Genomic DNA, 16817 nt, shown 5'->3' on the forward strand with positions numbered 1-16817 from the left:
GCTGCCGTCCGCCGCTAGCTGAAACTATGTTCAGAGCGGCCGGGTCTCGATCACGCTCATCATCGTCGGCGTGTCGATCGGGACGATGCGCTCGATCCGCAGCCCGGCGTCGGTGAGCAGCGCCTCGTACTGCGAGCGGCTGCGCTCCTGGCCGCCGGTCGCGACCATCATGTTCAGGTCGGCCCACACCATCCGCCGGTGCTCGGCGGCCTGGTCGAGCCGGTCCGGCACCACGACTTCGATCAGCAGCAGCCGCGAGTCCGCGCGCATCGCCAGCCGGCAGGCCCGCAGAATGGCCAGGGCGCGCGCGTCGTCCCAGTCGTGGATGACACTCTTGAGCAAGTAGGCGTCCGCGCCCTCCGGCACCGGATCGGTGAAGAAGTCGCCGCCGGCGAAGCGATAGCGGTCGGTCAGCTTCTCCTGCTCGATGATCCGCTGCGCGCCCTCCGCGGACCCGGGCCGGTCGAAGACCACGCCGGTCCGCTCCGCCGAGGCGTGCAGGATCGGCAGGAGCAGGGTCCCGTAGCCGCCCCCGACGTCCACGAGGGACGTGATGCCCTCGAAGTCGTAGGCGCGCTCCACGGCGCCGGCGATCTGCCGCGTCCCCTCGGCCATGGCCGCGTCGAAGCGGGCCCGCGCCTCGCCGTCGAAGGAGGCGAACGGATCGTCCACTCCGTCGAGGATCTTCGCGGCGGTGTCCCCGGTCCGCACACAAGCGGCGAACTGCCCCCACCCCCGCAGCGACCCCTCACCCCCGGTGAGCAACACCTGATCACGCAGCCGCACCGGCGAGTCGGCGGACAGCAACGCCCCCATGGACGTCACCCGGAACCGCTCCCCGTCCTGCTCGACGAGCCCGATCGTGGTGAGCGCCCGCAACAGCCGCCGCAACGTGTCCGGCTCGGCCCCGACAGCCTCGGCGACCTCCGCCACCTCCATAGGCTGCCCGGCCATGACATCGGCGAGCCCCAACACCGCCGCCGCATGGATCGCGGGCCCGATCCACCGACTGGCGAGCAGGTCCCGGAACGCGACCACGTCAGAGAGTTCCGTCATTGTGATCGAACGCCCCTTAGATGCCGGATGTTCACATTGCCCCTGCCACATTAGCGGGCTGATATAGGTCGGTCCAGGACGCGACGCACCGGGCGCCCGCTAACCCAGCCGCGCGGTGACGATGGTCACGACCACACTCGGCGGGATCGCGAGCAGCACGCCCAGCACGACCATCTTGACGTCCCACTTGCGGCTGTCGGCCTCACGCTCCGCGGCGCGCGCGTCCAGCAGGGCGTCGATGGCCTTCGCGCTGTCCTCGGTGATCGCGGCCCGCGCGCGAGCCTGGTCCGCCCGCTGCTCAGCGGCCTGCGCCTCGGCCGCGAGCGCTTCGAGGGCCGCGGTGCGGGCTCTCAGCTCCTGGTGCAGTGATTCGACGACTTCGGTGACCTCGCTGGCGGTCACCCTGATCGCCGTGCCCATCTCGGTGATTTTCTGTTGCGCGGCGGAAACACGGTCGGCGAGCGTCGCGGCCCGCGGGGCCAGCCGTTCGGCGGACAGTTCTGCCCACCGCCGCCGGGTCACCAGGGAGAAGGCCCAAACCGCCAGGGCGACATAAACGGTCGCCAAGGCGAACGAGATAAGCAAGGGCGTGGTGGTATCCGATGGGAGCTGCCCGGAATTGTCAGGGAACCCCAGGACGAAGACCCCGAAAGTGATGGTGACCGCGGCGGACAGCACCAGGTAGATCAGGCACGCGACCGTCGCCCGCTTCAGGACCCTGATGACCACTTCCCGATCCGTGACGGCCGGCACTTCCTGAACCCTGGCCGCCTCGAAGCGGGCCGATTCCTGCTCGTACTCACTCCATGAGCCGGCGCGCCTCAGAGCACTCAAATAGGTGGCCCACCTGGCTTCCCATATCCGCCCGGTCTTGCGGCTGTAGTTGATGAACTCCCAGAGTGACGAGATGGTAAAGGCTTCCAGGATTGACAGGACTATGTAATAGGCAATCGTTGCACTGGCGCTGGCTTCGTTGTCCGAGGGACTGATCGCCATGTCGGCGGCGCCGAACAAGGTGAGAAGGCTTGTGATGAGCACTGCGAAACCACCTGCGGTGATCGTTCCGGCGCGGATGAGCAGGATAATGCGCGGATCGGTCGACCGGATGCGGGGCGGCGTGGGCCGGGGATCCGTCGAAGAGGTCTGAGAACTCACGACAATAAGTCAACCGTCTGCCTTACTCGGAATCCATGTTTCTCCGCTTCCGCCACGGCCGTTCGAGGCCGAGCGCGCCACCTGCCCCCGCCCCTGAACCGGTTCCGAAACCAGTTCCGGAACCGGTTGCGTCTTGACCCGTCCCTAACCCGGCCGCAACATTCAAGCCTAGAGAGCGCTCTCACAGGGTTCGCCACCCTCGCTCCACCCTCGCCCGATCCGGCGCAGCCATGCCCCGCGCCGGAAACCGAGTAAGTGCTCTTCACGCTGGAGGACATCGCCATGCTCGTCACCGCGCGCGCCGGCCGGGAGGCCCGGCGCTCATCCGGACCACCGCGGTTCCGTTCGCTGCTCGCGGCGGTCGCCCTGATCGCCGGGAGTCTGACCGGCGCTCTGGCGGTCTCCGTGGCCTCGGCGCCGTCGGCCTCGGCCGATACCGCGCCTCCGCCGCCGAGTGGGTGGAACACCGTGTTCAGCGACGACTTCGCCGGGCCCGCCGGGTCCGCGCCGTCGGCGGCGAACTGGTTCTACGACATCGGCACCGGGTACGGCACCGGCGAGAAGGAGCAGACCACCAGTTCCACCGACAACGTCTACCTCGACGGCAACGGGCACCTCGTGCTCAAGGCCCTGGACAACGGCGGGACCTGGACGTCCGGCCGGATCGAGAGCACGCGCGAGGACTTCCAGGCGCCGGCCGGCGGCGAGTTGGAGATGAGCGCCTCGATCGAGCAGCCGAATCCGTCCGGCGGGCTCGGCTACTGGCCGGCGTTCTGGGCTCTGGGCTTGTCGATGCGGGCCGGCGGCGGGTGGCCGCAGTCCGGTGAGATCGACATGATGGAGGACGTCAACGGCCTGAACGAGGCCTCGCAGACGCTGCACGACTCGGCCAACAGTCCCGGGCACGCGCTCATCGCCTGTCCCGGCGCCGGATCCGGCTGCCAGACCGGTTATCACACCTACTCGGTCATCATCGACCGCACCAACACCAGCGCCGAGCAGATGCAGTTCCTGATGGACGGCGTCGTGGAGAGCACCATCACCGAGGCCTCCGTCGGCACCGCGGCCTGGCAGGCGGCCATCGACCACGGGTTCTTCATCATCTGGGACCTGGCGATGGGCGGCAACTACCCCGACGGCGTCTCCGGCACCACCACGCCGACCGCCGCCACCACCCCCGGCGCGTCCCTGAGCGCGGCGTGGGTCGCGGTCTACGAGAAGGGCGGCAACTCCACGCCGACCGGCACGCCCACCGCGACCGGCGCCGTCAAGGACGCCGCCGGCCTGTGCCTGGCGAACCAGAACTCGCTGAACACCGAGGGCAACCCGCTGTTCGCCGCGAACTGCGACGGCAGCGCGGGGCAGTCGTGGTCCCCGTACACGGATAACACCGTCCGCGTCCAGGGCGGCTGCCTCGACGTGGTCTCGGCCGGCACGACCAGCGGCACGAACGTCGACTGGTACCCGTGCAACGGCACCAACGCGCAGAACTGGACCCACCAGGCCAACGGGGAACTGCTGAACCCGAACTCCGGCCTGTGCCTGACCGACCCGGGCGGCAACAGCGGCACCCGGCTGGACCTCGAGGCCTGCACCGGCTCCGCGCAGCAGACCTGGACGTTCCCGACCGGCAGCGGCGGCGGCCACACGGTGACCGTCACCAACCCCGGAAACCAGACCGGCACCGTCGGCAGCGCGGCGAGCGTACAGGTCAACGCCAGTGACTCGGCGTCCGGCCAGGCCCTGACCTACAGCGCCTCGGGTCTTCCGGCGGGCCTGTCGATCAACGCCGCCACCGGCCTGATCTCCGGCACCCTGACCGCCGCCGGCACCTCCACGGTGACGGTCACCGCCACCGACGGGACCGGCGCCTCCGGATCCACCTCCTTCAGCTGGACGGTCGGCTCCGGCGGCGGCACCTGCGGCACGACCAACCTGGCGCTGAACCAACCGGCCACCGCCTCCTCGGTCGAGAACGCGGGCACGCCGGCCGCCGACGCCGTGGACGGCAACGCCGGCACCCGCTGGTCCTCGCAGTTCTCCGATCCGCAATGGCTGCAAATCGACCTCGGGTCGTCGGCGACGATCTGCAAGGTGGTCCTGCAATGGGAGACCGCTTCCGGCAAGGCGTATCAGATCCAGACCTCCCCTGACGGGACGAACTGGACCACGATCTACTCCACCACCACCGGACCCGGCGGCACCGAGACCCTGAACGTCTCCGGCACCGGTCGCTACATCCGGATGTACGGCACCGCCCGCAACACGCAGTACGGCTATAGCCTCTGGGAGTTCCAGGTCTACGGTTCCACCAACGGCGGCGGCACGTGCGGCACGGCCAACCTGGCGCTGAACCAGCCGGCCACCGCCTCCTCGGTCGAGAACGCCGGCACCCCGGCCGCCGACGCCTTCGACGGCAACACCGGTACCCGCTGGTCCTCCCAGTTCTCCGACCCGCAGTGGATCCAGGTCGACCTCGGTGCCACGCACACGCTGTGCAAGGTGGCGCTGAACTGGGAGACGGCCTACGCGACCGCGTTCCAGATCCAGACCTCGAACGACGGCACCACCTGGACGCCGGTCTACTCCACGACGGCCGGGACCGGCGGGACGCAGAACCTCACGGTCTCCGGCAGCGGACGCTATGTACGCATGTATGGGACCGCACGCGCCACGCAATACGGATACAGCCTGTGGGAGTTCCAGGTCTTCGGCAGCTGATCGGAGCCGATGCTTCGGCAACTGATCGGAGCTGGAGCTGGAGCTGGAGACGGAGCCGGAGACGGAGCCGGAGACGGAGCCGGAACTGAAACCGGGGGGGGGGGGGGGGGGGGGGGTGCGCCGCGCCCCCCCCCCGCCCCGCCCGCAGGGGGGCGCTGGGGCCCCGTAAACATACGGGGGGGGGGGGGGGGGGGGTCTCCCCCCCCCCCCCCCCCCCCCGGCAAGCAGATGGGGCAGCCGATCCCTACCCGCCCGACCGCCCGTACCAGTCCACGCACACCACCACGACATCGTCATCGGCATCAGCCGACCGGTGACTGGCCACCTCGCGCAGGATCGCGGTCGGCACATCCTCGGCCGGCAGCAGCCCCGAGGAGGCGATCCCGCGCTGGAGCCCCGCGTCCCCGTAGAGCTCGCCGGCGGGGGAGCGCGCGGCGTGCGCGCCGTCGCTGACGATGACCAGCCGGTCGCCGGGCAGCACCTGGAAGGTCTGCGGCCGGTACGCGGTCTCCTCGAACATGCCCAGCGGCAGCTGCGGATCGACGCTCACCCGCTCGACCGAGCGGCCGCGGCGCAGCCAGATCTGCGGCGAGCCGGCGTCGACCACGGTCACCAGGCCGGTGTCATAGGCGAAGCACAGCAGCAGGGCGCTGACGTACATGTCGCCGCGGTGCTGCGTGTACACCGCCTGGTCGGCCAGCACCGCCTGGTCGGCCAGGGCCAGGCCCGCGCGGCGGGCGTTGCGCAGGGCGTTCACCGCCAGGGAGGTCAGCAGGGCGGCGGCGGTGCCCTCGCCCATGCCGTTGACCACGGCCAGGGTCAGGTCGGTGCCGGTGGCGGACCAGTCATAGCTGTCGCCGCGGATCGCGTAGGCCGGTTCGAGCTGGGCACCCAGCGCGTATTCGCGGCGGCGGCTGGAGCGGCCGGGCAGCAGCTGCCACTGCGTCTCGGCGGCCAGGGTGAGCCGGCTGGCCCGGCGTGCCTGCTGGTAGCGGTCGGTGTTGCGTTCGGCGACGACGATCTCGTGGCCGAGCAGCCGGGCGACCGCCTGCAGGGTCTCGACCTCGGTGGCCGCGCTGTCCGCGCTGTCCGAGATGCCCGCGCCGTCCGTGCTGCGCGCGCTGTCCGCGATGCTGCCGGGGCCGTCGCCGGCGAGGTCGTCACCGTCGAGGCCGTCGCTGTCGGAGTCGTGCCCGTCGGGCTCGCCGCCGGCCGGAAGACACGCGGTGAGCGTCCCGTGCCGGTCGCCGCGGACCGTCACCGGCACCGTCACCAGCGTGCTGCCGTCGGCCTGGCGGCGGAGCTGCGGCTGCTGGCTGGCGAACGCCTTGCCCTCGACGCTGGCGTGGATCGGCAGCGTCCCGGCCTGCTGCCGGGTGTCGGTCAGGGGCGTGAGCACCCGCAGCGCGTAGTCGGCCAGGTGCACCTCGACGTCGCCGACGCCCATGGTCAGCAGAACAGCGCGCACGGCCTCCGGCAACGCCTCGGGATCGGCGGCGCGCACCGCGCGTTCGACGGTCGGGTAATCGATCACTTCAGTTCCTGATCCTAGGGGAGCGCGCTGGTCGCGCGGGCTCGTCAGTGGCACAGTGGTGGCGTGCACGAGGATCCGCCCCCGCCCGAGACGGTCGCCGAGACGGCGGCAGCGGTCGTGGAGTTGCTGGACGCCCTGCACGGACGGGGCCTGGAATCGCTGCCCGGCGGCCCGGTCCCGCCGTCCCAGCTGCGCGCGCTGCGCGCCATCGAGCGGTGCGAGGGGATCAACCTGCGGGCCCTGGCCGAGGCGCTGGGCACCAGGCCGCCGGCCACCAGCCGGCTGTGCGACCGCATGGAGGCCGACGGGCTCGTCCGGCGCACGCCGAGCGCCAGCAGCCGCCGGGAGGTGGAGCTGTGGCTGAGCCCGCGGGCGCGCCGGGTGCTCGCCGAGGTCCGGTCGGCCCGGGTGCGGGAGTTGCAGGAGATCGTGCAGACGCTGCCGCCCGATTCGCTGATCGGCCTGTCAACCCATATGGGCCGGTTGCGCGCGGCGATCGAGCAGCGGCTCGGGTCCGGGCAACCGGTCGGCGAGCAGGAGAACAGCGCGGCCTGACTGTTCACTTGTCTCCCATCGCTGCTCGTCGCCTCCGCCGGACGCGACGCGCCGGCCCAGGCGACCGCGATGCGCAGGCGCCGCGTCAAATGTTGCCACATGTAAACGATTAATTCTAAAGTCGGTGCGGGCGCCCCTCCGGGCAGCCCGGGACAGCGCGGTCCGCACCGTCGGGCCGTACCGTTCCTCCGTCGTCCGCCGGGCTGTCATCCCGGCCGTATACCGTGGGATCCTGACATGAACCCCTTCGGCCACACGGTCGCCGACCACGGCGACCACGTGCGCCTGGTGCTGGTCGGCGATGTGGACTTCGCCGCGCATCCCGTCCTGGTCGCGCAGTTGGTGGGCCTGGCCGGATCCGGCCGCGCCGTGGTCGTGGACTGCGCCGGGGTGACGTTCCTGGACTCGATGGGCCTGCGGGCCCTGGTCGAGGGCCGCGCCGCGGCGCTCGACGCGGGCCAGACCTTCGAGCTGGCCGACCCCTCCGTGCCGGTGCGGCGGGTGATCGAGCTGTCCGGTACGGCCGAGTTGTTCCCGCTCTGGGCCCCGCTGGCCGAGGAATCAGAGCCCTGATCGGCGGTCGGGCCGGCCGGCAGCGGGGTGTCGAGCGGACCGGCGGGGGAGGAAGATATCTGGCGTCAGCACGGTGGACACGGTTGGACCCGATGTTCCGGAAGAGACAGGACAACTGATGGACGACAGGGCTGAGCGTGCGGGCACCACCGTGCGGATGAGCATGGCCAACGGCACGGAGGACCCCGAAGCGCCGGGGCTGAGCCAGCTGCTGGCCGGGCTGACCGCGGTCCGCGACGGCGATTTCGGCACCCGGCTGCCCGAGGACGGCGACGGGCTGCTGGTGGAGATCGCGACCGTGTTCAACGGCATGGTCGACCAGTTGTCCCTGTTCACCTCCGAGGTGACCCGGGTGGCCCGCGAGGTCGGCACCGACGGCCGGCTCGGCGGCCAGGCCGAGGTCCCCGGGGTGTCCGGGACCTGGAAGGACCTGACCGACTCGGTCAACGCCATGGCCGGCAACCTGACGACCCAGGTCCGCGACATCGCCCAGGTGGCGACCGCGGTGGCCAAGGGCGACCTGTCGCAGAAGATCGACGTGGACGCCCGGGGCGAGATCCTGGAGCTGAAGAACACCCTCAACACGATGGTGGACCAGCTGTCCTCCTTCGCCGCCGAGGTGACCCGGGTGGCGCGCGAGGTCGGCACCGAGGGGCGCCTGGGCGGCCAGGCCGACGTCAAGGGGGTCTCGGGGACCTGGAAAGACCTCACCGAGTCGGTGAACTTCATGGCGAACAACCTCACCGACCAGGTGCGCTCGATCGCCGAGGTGACCACCGCGGTGGCCAAGGGCGACCTGTCGCAGAAGATCACGGTCGACGCCCGCGGCGAGATCCTGCAACTGAAGAGCACCATCAACACGATGGTCGACCAGCTGTCAGCGTTCGCCGACGAGGTGACCCGGGTCGCGCGCGAGGTCGGCACCGAGGGCATGCTCGGCGGCCAGGCGCAGGTGCCCGGAGTCGCCGGCACCTGGCGCGACCTCACCGACTCGGTGAACTTCATGGCCGGCAACCTGACCGCGCAGGTGCGCTCCATCGCCCAGGTCGCGACCGCGGTGGCCAAGGGCGACCTGACCCGCACCATCGACGTGGACGCCCGGGGCGAGATCCTGGAGCTGAAGAACACCCTCAACACCATGGTCGACCAGCTCTCGTCCTTCGCCGACGAGGTCACCCGGGTCGCGCGCGAGGTCGGCACCGACGGCCGCCTCGGCGGCCAGGCCGACGTCAAGGGCGTCTCAGGGACCTGGAAGGACCTCACCGAGTCGGTCAACGTCATGGCCGACAACCTCACCGCGCAGGTGCGCTCGATCGCCGAGGTCACCACCGCGGTCGCCAAGGGCGACCTGTCGCAGAAGATCCGCGTCGACGCCCGCGGGGAGATCCTGGAGCTGAAGGAGACCATCAACACGATGGTCGACCAGCTCTCGGCCTTCGCCGACGAGGTCACGCGGGTGGCCCGCGAGGTCGGCACCGAGGGCAACCTCGGCGGCCAGGCCACGGTGCGCGGCGTGTCCGGGACCTGGAAGGACCTGACCGACAACGTCAACGTCATGGCCTCCAACCTGACCGGCCAGGTGCGCTCCATCGCCCAGGTCGCCTCCGCGGTGGCCAAGGGCGACCTGTCGCAGAAGATCACCGTCGAGGCCAAGGGCGAGGTCGCGGCGCTGGCCGAGGTCATCAACACCATGGTCGACACGCTGTCGGCGTTCGCCGACGAGGTGACCCGGGTGGCCCGCGAGGTCGGTACCGAGGGCACCCTGGGCGGCCAGGCGCGGGTGCCGAACGTCGCCGGGACCTGGAAGGACCTGACCGACAACGTCAACTTCATGGCGAACAACCTGACCAACCAGGTGCGCAACATCGCGCAGGTCACCACCGCGGTGGCGCAGGGCGACCTGACGCGCAAGATCGACGTCGACGCGCGCGGGGAGATCCTGGAGCTCAAGACCACCATCAACACCATGGTCGACCAGCTCTCCTCCTTCGCCGCCGAGGTCACGCGGGTGGCGCGCGAGGTCGGCAGCGAGGGCCGCCTGGGCGGCCAGGCCGAGGTCGAGGGCGTGTCCGGGACCTGGAAGCGGCTCACCGAGAACGTCAACGAGCTGGCCGGGAACCTGACCCGGCAGGTCCGCGCGATCGCCGGGGTGACCAGCGCGGTCGCCGAGGGCGACCTGACCCGCTCGATCACCGTCGACGCCTCCGGCGAGGTCGCCGAGCTCAAGGACAACATCAACTCCATGGTGGAGTCGCTGCGCGAGACCACCCGGGCCAACCGCGACCAGGACTGGCTGAAGTCCAACCTGGCCCGGATCTCCGGCCTGATGCAGGGCCGCCGCGACCTGGCGGTGGTCGCCGAGCTGGTGATGGACGAGCTCACCCCGCTGGTCGGCGCCCAGTACGGCGCGTTCTTCCTGGCCGAGGAGGCCGGCGACGGCGGCGGGACCGAGCTGCGCCTGATCAGCTCCTACGGCGACCCCGGCGATGAGCGGCCGACCCGCTTCCGCCTCGGCCAGTCGCTGGTCGGCCAGGCCGCGCGCAGCAAGCGCGTCATCGCCATCGACGACGTCCCCGACGGCTACGTCGAGCTCGGCTCGGCCCTGGGCCGCACCGCCGCGGCCAGCCTGGTCGTCCTGCCGATCGTGGCCGAGGACCAGGTGCTCGGCGTCATCGAGCTGGCCTCGATGCACCGGTTCACCGACGTGCACCGGGCGTTCCTGGAACAGCTGATGGAGACCATCGGCGTCAACGTCAACACCATCATCGCCAACGCCCGCACCGATGAGCTGCTCGGGGAGTCCCAGCGCCTGGCCGCCGAACTGCAGGCCCGCTCCGGCGAGCTCCAGATCCGCCAGGAGCAGTTGCAGACCTCCAACGCCGAGCTGGAGGAGAAGGCCGCGCTGCTGGCCAGCCAGAACCGCGACATCGAGACCAAGAACCTGGAGATCGAGCAGGCCCGGCAGGAACTGGAGACCCGGGCCCAGCAGCTGGCGCTGGCCTCCAAGTACAAGTCGGAGTTCCTGGCCAACATGAGCCACGAGCTGCGCACCCCGCTGAACAGCCTGCTGATCCTGGCCCAGCTGCTGGCCCAGAACTCCAACCGCAACCTGACCCCCAAGCAGGTCGAGTACGCCGGCGTGATCCACTCCGCCGGCTCGGACCTGCTCCAGCTGATCGACGACATCCTGGACCTGTCCAAGGTCGAGGCCGGCAAGATGAACGTGGACCCCGAGCGGGTCTCGCTGCAGCGGCTGCTGGACTACGTCGAGGCCACGTTCCACCCGCTGACCACGCAGAAGGGCCTGGAGTTCCGGGTCCGCACCGCGGCCGGGATGCCCGGGGAGATGCTCACTGACGACTCCCGGCTGCGCCAGGTGCTGCGCAACCTGCTGTCCAACGCCGTGAAGTTCACCGAGTCCGGCGCCGTCGAGCTCAGCATCGAACCGGCCGCCCCCGGGGAACTCCCGGTCGGGGCCCGCGACAACGGCCCGGCCCTGGCCTTCCGCGTCAAGGACACCGGCATCGGGATCCCCGAGCAGCAGCTGGAGACCATCTTCGGCGCCTTCCAGCAGGCCGACGGCACCACCAGCCGCAAGTACGGCGGCACGGGCCTGGGCCTGTCGATCAGCCGGGAGATCGCCCAGCTCCTCGGCGGCGCCATCACCGCCGAGAGCGTGCTCGGCGAAGGCAGCACCTTCACTCTCTACCTGCCGATCGCCCACCCCGAGTGGGAGGATCTGGTGGTCTTCGACAGCGGCCAGGGCGGCGTCCTGGGCGGCGATTTCGTCCCGTCCGCCGGCCAGACCGACACCCTCGCCGTCACCGGCACCCGCCGTCCCGGCACTGACCGCGCGATCGAGGGCACCGCGCCCCGGCGCCTCCTGGTGGTCGAGGACCGGGCCCGCGGCCTGCTCTCGCTGGTCGCCGAGAGCGCGGCCGACGACCTGCTGGCCGGCCGGGAGCGGCTGGGCCCGCAGGCCCGCGTGCAGATAAGGACCGCGGTCGGCCCGCAGGAGGGGGCCGCGATGCTCGCGGCCGAACCCCACCACTGCGTGGTCCTGGAACTGGACATGGCCCAGGACGGCGCGGCGCTGTTCCTCCAGGCGCGCGCCGCCGACCCCGCACTGCGCTCGATCCCGGTCCTGGCGCACCACAACCGGACGCTGCGCCCCGAGCAGGAGCAGATGCTGCGCGCGCACGCCGAGCTCTACCCGCTGGAGCTGCTGCCGAGCCTGGACGAACTGCGCGAGCGCATCGTCCTGCACCTGGGCGCCGAGCACCCCGACGACGTGGTCCCGCTGGCCCAGCCCGGCCGGGAGCGGCCCGCCGAACTCCCCGACAGCGGCGGCCGCCTGGCCGGACGCAGCGTCCTGGTGATCGACGACGACGCCCGCAACCTGTTCGCCCTGACCGGCATGCTGGAGATGCACGGCATGCGCGTGGTCGACGCCGAGGACGGCGTCAAGGGCATCCAGGCGCTGCAGAACGACCCGAGCATCGAGGTGATCCTGATGGACGTGATGATGCCGGAGATGGACGGCTACGAGGCCACGGCCCGCATCCGCACCATGCCCGAGCACGCGGACCTGCCGATCATCGCGGTCACCGCCAAGGCCATGCACGGCGACCGGGAGAAGAGCCTGGCGGCCGGCGCCAACGACTACGTCACCAAGCCGGTGGACGCCGCGGTGCTCATCGAGAGCATCCAGCGGGTCCTGGGCCTGTGAGCGGCGGGAGCGGCTTGAGCGGCCAGGGCAGCCGGAGCGGCCAGAGCGGCCGGGGTGGCCAGGGCGGACCGTCGGCGGAAGGAGCATCGCCCGTGCAGGAGAACCGGCTGTCATCGGACGGGCCCGGAGGCGATGACACCGTGCCCGGAACGCCGGCCGGGTCCATCGCGCCGACCGCTCCCGTCCCCCAAGTCCCCCAAGTCTTCGTCCCCGCCGGCGCCGGCATCGGCCGCCTGGCCGCGACCGTCGACCGCCTGCAGGCCGCGCTCCACGACGCCGAGGCCGGCGCCGACGTCAGGGTCCTGACCGCCCTGGCGCGCGGCATCCTCATGGAGCGTCTGCGCATCGCGCCCGCGGCCGCGGCGCGCCAGCTGGAGGAACTGGCCGAGCGCAGCGCGCTGCCGGTGCTCGAACTCGCCGCCGACATCGTCAACGAGATCGCCGGCGATCCGGCCGGGCAGATCGCGCGCGTCGGGAAGACATCTCAGCGTCCGGACACCTCCGGGACCTCCGGCGCGCTGTCGCTGAACGTGCGGCTGCGGGCCGCCGAGGCCGGTGTGCTCACCGCCTCCGACGTGCACGCCGCGGCCGGGTCGCTGCACCACCAGGCGCTGGAGCCGCTGGGCGCGGCCGCCGTGGCCATCTGGGCGCTGGCCGCCGACGGCTCGCTGCTGCTGGCCGGCCACTCCGGCTTCAACGCCGCCGAGGCCCGCAGCTGGCACCACACCCCGCCGGGCGTCGAGACCCAGGCCCGGCACGCCATCCGCACCCGCACCACGCTGTGGAGCACAGACCCCGGCGCCCGGCGCGCGCCGAGTATCGGCGAGCGGACCCTGGGCCCGGACGCCACGCGCGTGGCGATCCCGGCGCAGCTCGGCGGGCGGCTGCTCGGGGTGCTGGAGATCTGCTGGCCCGGTCCGGTCGGCGAGCTGCCGCAGTCGGTGCACCGCCAGCTGGAGTCGCTGGCCGAGCTGTGCGCGCACACCCTGGACGTGATCCCCGCCGCCGACGAGGACACCGCGCGCGGCGGCGCGGTCGACCCCGGTCTGGTGGACCTGCTCGACAGCCTGCTGGAGCCGGCGCTGATCCTGCAGCCGCAGCACGACGAGGCCGGCCGGCTGACCGACTTCCGCATCGCGCACGCCAACACGCGGTTCGTCGATCCGGTCGGCCGGCCCTCCGCGGCGATCCTCGGGCTGCCGTTCTTGCAGGCCTACCCGATGGCCGCCGAGGACGGCGGGCTCTCGGAGCGGATCGAGCACGTCCACGCCACCGGTGAGCCGGTCCACCACGACCGCGTCGTGCTCCGCTCGCTGATCGCGGACATCACGGTCTCCACCTCGCTCACGGTCGGTATCAGCCGGCTGGGCACCGACGTGGTGCTCACCTGGCATCCCGAGGACGAGGAGGCCCGGCTGGCCCGGCTGCTCCAGCACGCCCAGCGCCTGGGCCGGATGGGCGGCTTCGAGGAGAACCTGCTCACCGGCGAGGTCACCTGGAGCGCCGAGCTCCTGGAGCTGTTCGCGCTGCCGGCCACCGCGCAGCCGGTGCCGCTGCGCGACCTCGCGACCCACGTGCACACCGACGACGTCGAGGCGATCTTCCGCTTCGTGCGCACCCTCCTGCACCACCGGGCCCCGGCTTCCACCGCCTTCCGTCTCCTGCGCAGCGACGGCGTCCAGCGCTACATCCGCATAGTCGCCGAGCCGGTGCTCGAGGACGGCACCATGACCGCCGTCCGCGGCGCCTGCCAGGACGTCTCGGCCCAGCACTGGACTGAGATCGCGCTGGCCGCCACCCGCGACCGCCTGGAGCACACCGAGCGCGAGGTCGAGGAGGGCAACCGCCTGACCCTGCGGCTCCAGCGCGCGATCATGCCGGTGGCGCCCACCATGATCGACAACCGGGGCCTGCAGATCGCCACCCGGTACCGGCCCGCGGAGAAGGGACACCTGGTCGGCGGCGACTGGTACGACGCCGTCGTCCTGCCGAACCAGCGCGTCCTGCTCGTGGTCGGCGACGTCGCCGGCCACGGCATCGACGCCGCCACCGAGATGGTCGCCCTGCGCAACGCGCTGCGCGGCCTGGCGGCCACCGGCGCCACCTCGGCCCAGATGCTCAACTGGCTGGGCACGGTCGCGCACCACATGTCGGGCAGCGTGGTCACCGCGACCGTCTTCTGCGGCATCTACGACCCCGAAGACCGCACCCTGCGCTGGTCCCGGGCCGGCCACCCGCCGCCCCTGCTGGTCCGCGACGGCAAGACGACGGTCCCCCCGATGCCCGAGGGGGTGCTGCTCGGAGCCCTGGGCGATGCCCGGTACGAGGAACAGACGCTGCAATTGCAGTCCGGCGACACGCTGCTGCTGTACACCGACGGCCTGATCGAACGCCGCGACCGCGACATAGAGGAGTCGCTGCAGGATCTGCTCGCCATCGTCCAGCCGGCCGTCGGCTCGCTGGAGGAGCAACTGGAGCACCTGCTCCTGCACAGCAACGCGGACACCGACGACGACACCTGTCTGATCGGTGTCAGGGTGCGCTGACACCGGCGCCTATGCGGCGCGCCGCCGGACGAGCCAGACTGTCGCGGTGAGCAGCATGAGGGACAGGACGACCAGGCCGCTGGTCTCGATGGTCTGGAAGGTCCAGAACCGGCTCTCCGGGAAATAGGCCGCCCGGTAGCTGTAGCCCTGCTGCGCGAGGTAGGTACGCAGGTCCTGCGTATGACCGGCAGCGGCGCTCTTGCTTTGCAAGGTGAAGGCTTCCGCGTGGCTGAGCACTCTTCCGCCCGGCGCGGTCCACTGCTCGGCGATGACCCACGGGTTGTTGCCGGGGGCCATCGTGTCGACGGCGGTGAGAGGTGTCAGGAAGTGTGATCGAAGGCTGACGAAGGTCACCAAGAAGACCGCGATCCAGCCCGTGAGCGTCACCGCGATCGCCGGGACCACCCGGCGGACCAGTGCCCCGGCGAAGATGCCGAGGGCGAGCGCGAACAGGGCGCGGCCGACGAAGACAGTCCCGTATATCTCATAGGTCAGGCTGCTCGCCGCCAGTCGTCCGCGAGGTGCGACGAGCGGCCCGTACCACCAGATGACGACCGCCGCGAAGCCGCAGGCCGACACGAGCGTGAAAGCCACGACGAGGCTGATCTTCGTGGCCAGCCAGCGTGTCCGGCCCACGCCTTGGGTGAAGGCGAACCGGTACGTCCCCGACTCGAACTCACGGGCTGTCAGCGGCGCGCCGAGGAACATGCCGAACAGGACGGGGAGCGTGAAGAAGGCGGCGGTCAGCCGGGTGACGAGGTCTTGATCGTGGTGGAACGCGTCGATGCCGGCGGGGCAGGCAGGGTCTTGGTGACCGGGCAGGCAGTCGGCCAGGCCCAGCCGGCGGAAGTCCGTGTGCATCTTGAGCCCGTTCTGCAGCAGCAGCAGACCACAGAAGACGAACACCGCGGTCAGCCCGATGAAGGCTGTGCGGTGCTGGCGCCAGGTCACCCAGGCCAGTGCCCGCAGGGTCGGGCCGGCTGCCCGCACGCTCGGTGCGGTGGTGGATTCGGTCATCGCTGTCGTCACGGCCTGACACCTCTTCCGGTCAGTTCACGGGGTCCGGGCAGCGCGGAGGCGCCGGGGTCGCGCAAGTAGGCCAGCACCAGTTCCTCCAAGCCGACGTGGTGTGCTTCCCAGCCCGCCGGCGGTTCGCTGCGTTGCCCGCCGGTCCGGACCAGCAGGTGGGCCTGCGCCTCGGCGCGCCGGTCGCGCACGACGGGCAGCGCCGCCGCGATCCGTTCGGCCTGCGCCGCGGGACCCGTATACAGCTGGTGAGAGGCGAGCAGGTCGTCGACCTCGCCGGCGACCTGCACCCGGCCGGAGGCGAGGACGACCAGGTAGTCGCAGACCCGTTCCAGCTCGGTGACCACGTGGGAGGAGAAGACGATCGAGATGCCGTCCTCGGCGACGGCGGCCATGAGCGCTGCCAGGAAGTCATGCCGGGCCAGCGGGTCGAGGCTGGCCAGCGGTTCGTCGAGGATCAGCAGCCGGGGACGTTTGGCCAGGGCGATGGTCAGGGCGACTTGGGCGCGCTGCCCGCCGGAGAGCTTGCCGACCTTGCGCGGGTACGGGATGTCGAGTTCTGCGATGCGGGCTTTCGCGCGGGCGGAGTCGAAGCCGCGGTTGAGATTGCGAGCCAGATGCAGGGTGTCGGCGACCGACAGGTTCGGGTAGAGCGCGGTGTCCTGGGCGACGAACGCGACGGTTCCCAGCGCCTCGACTCCTCCGGCGGGCAGGCCGTCTTGGACGAAGACCCGTCCGGTCGTCGGCGTGGCCAGCCCGACAGCGAGATGCAGCAGCGTGGTCTTGCCCGATCCGTTGGGACCGACCAGGGCGACGACGTGTCCCTCCGGGATGGCCAGGCCGCAGTCGCGCAGCGCCCAGGCCGACCGGTAGCGCTTGCCGAGCCCGCTCGCCTCCAGCGCGAGTCCGCGCTGCGCCATCC

At 71.3% G+C, this 16817-nt stretch carries 10 protein-coding genes; 5 read left to right on the forward strand and 5 right to left on the reverse strand.

Features of this window, described 5'->3' with window-relative positions:
- Positions 1 to 30: 30 nt before the first annotated feature.
- A complete protein-coding gene (locus tag ABH926_RS16605; protein WP_370366490.1) occupies positions 31 to 1056 on the reverse strand; it encodes a methyltransferase in 1026 nt (341 codons plus the stop codon).
- Positions 1057 to 1155: 99 nt separating this feature from the next.
- Positions 1156 to 2211 carry a hypothetical protein gene (locus ABH926_RS16610; protein WP_370366491.1) on the reverse strand — a complete coding sequence of 352 codons (1056 nt, stop codon included), beginning with the start codon at positions 2209 to 2211 and terminating at the stop codon, positions 1156 to 1158.
- Between the two features lie 255 nt (positions 2212 to 2466).
- Here ABH926_RS16610 and ABH926_RS16615 point away from each other — a divergent pair, with 255 nt between their 5' ends.
- On the forward strand, positions 2467 to 4932 hold the full coding sequence (locus ABH926_RS16615; protein WP_370366492.1) for a discoidin domain-containing protein: 2466 nt from the start codon (positions 2467 to 2469) through the stop codon (positions 4930 to 4932).
- Between the two features lie 244 nt (positions 4933 to 5176).
- On the opposite strand, the gene ABH926_RS16620 is transcribed toward ABH926_RS16615, so the two are convergent.
- Positions 5177 to 6466, reverse strand: a complete 1290-nt coding sequence (locus ABH926_RS16620) for a PP2C family protein-serine/threonine phosphatase (protein ID WP_370366493.1) — start codon at positions 6464 to 6466, stop codon at positions 5177 to 5179.
- A 63-nt stretch (positions 6467 to 6529) separates the two neighbouring features.
- Between ABH926_RS16620 and ABH926_RS16625 the strand changes: the two genes are divergently transcribed.
- The 4 genes from ABH926_RS16625 (at position 6530) to ABH926_RS16640 (ending at position 14869) form a co-directional block, all read left to right on the forward strand.
- Entirely contained in the window at positions 6530 to 7021 is a 492-nt protein-coding gene (locus ABH926_RS16625) for a MarR family winged helix-turn-helix transcriptional regulator (RefSeq protein WP_370366494.1), read from the forward strand.
- A 237-nt stretch (positions 7022 to 7258) separates the two neighbouring features.
- Positions 7259 to 7594 (forward strand): STAS domain-containing protein, encoded by a 336-nt coding sequence (locus tag ABH926_RS16630; protein ID WP_370366495.1) that lies wholly within the window; start codon positions 7259 to 7261, stop codon positions 7592 to 7594.
- 157 nt (positions 7595 to 7751) lie between these two features.
- Positions 7752 to 12323: a HAMP domain-containing protein gene (locus tag ABH926_RS16635; protein ID WP_370366725.1), complete on the forward strand. Its 4572-nt coding sequence runs from the start codon at positions 7752 to 7754 to the stop codon at positions 12321 to 12323.
- 92 nt (positions 12324 to 12415) lie between these two features.
- Positions 12416 to 14869, forward strand: a complete 2454-nt coding sequence (locus ABH926_RS16640; protein ID WP_370366496.1) for a SpoIIE family protein phosphatase — start codon at positions 12416 to 12418, stop codon at positions 14867 to 14869.
- Positions 14870 to 14878: 9 nt separating this feature from the next.
- Here ABH926_RS16640 and ABH926_RS16645 read toward each other — a convergent pair whose 3' ends face one another.
- Together ABH926_RS16645 and ABH926_RS16650 are read right to left on the reverse strand one after the other, a co-directional pair.
- Positions 14879 to 15898 (reverse strand): ABC transporter permease, encoded by a 1020-nt coding sequence (locus ABH926_RS16645; protein ID WP_370366497.1) that lies wholly within the window; start codon positions 15896 to 15898, stop codon positions 14879 to 14881.
- Entirely contained in the window at positions 15895 to 16815 is a 921-nt protein-coding gene (locus ABH926_RS16650) for an ABC transporter ATP-binding protein (protein ID WP_370366726.1), read from the reverse strand. Before ABH926_RS16650 ends, ABH926_RS16645 begins: the two co-directional genes overlap by 4 nt.
- Between the last annotated feature and the right edge of the window lie 2 nt (positions 16816 to 16817).

This window comes from Catenulispora sp. GP43 (genome assembly GCF_041260665.1).
Taxonomy (GTDB): domain Bacteria; phylum Actinomycetota; class Actinomycetes; order Streptomycetales; family Catenulisporaceae; genus Catenulispora.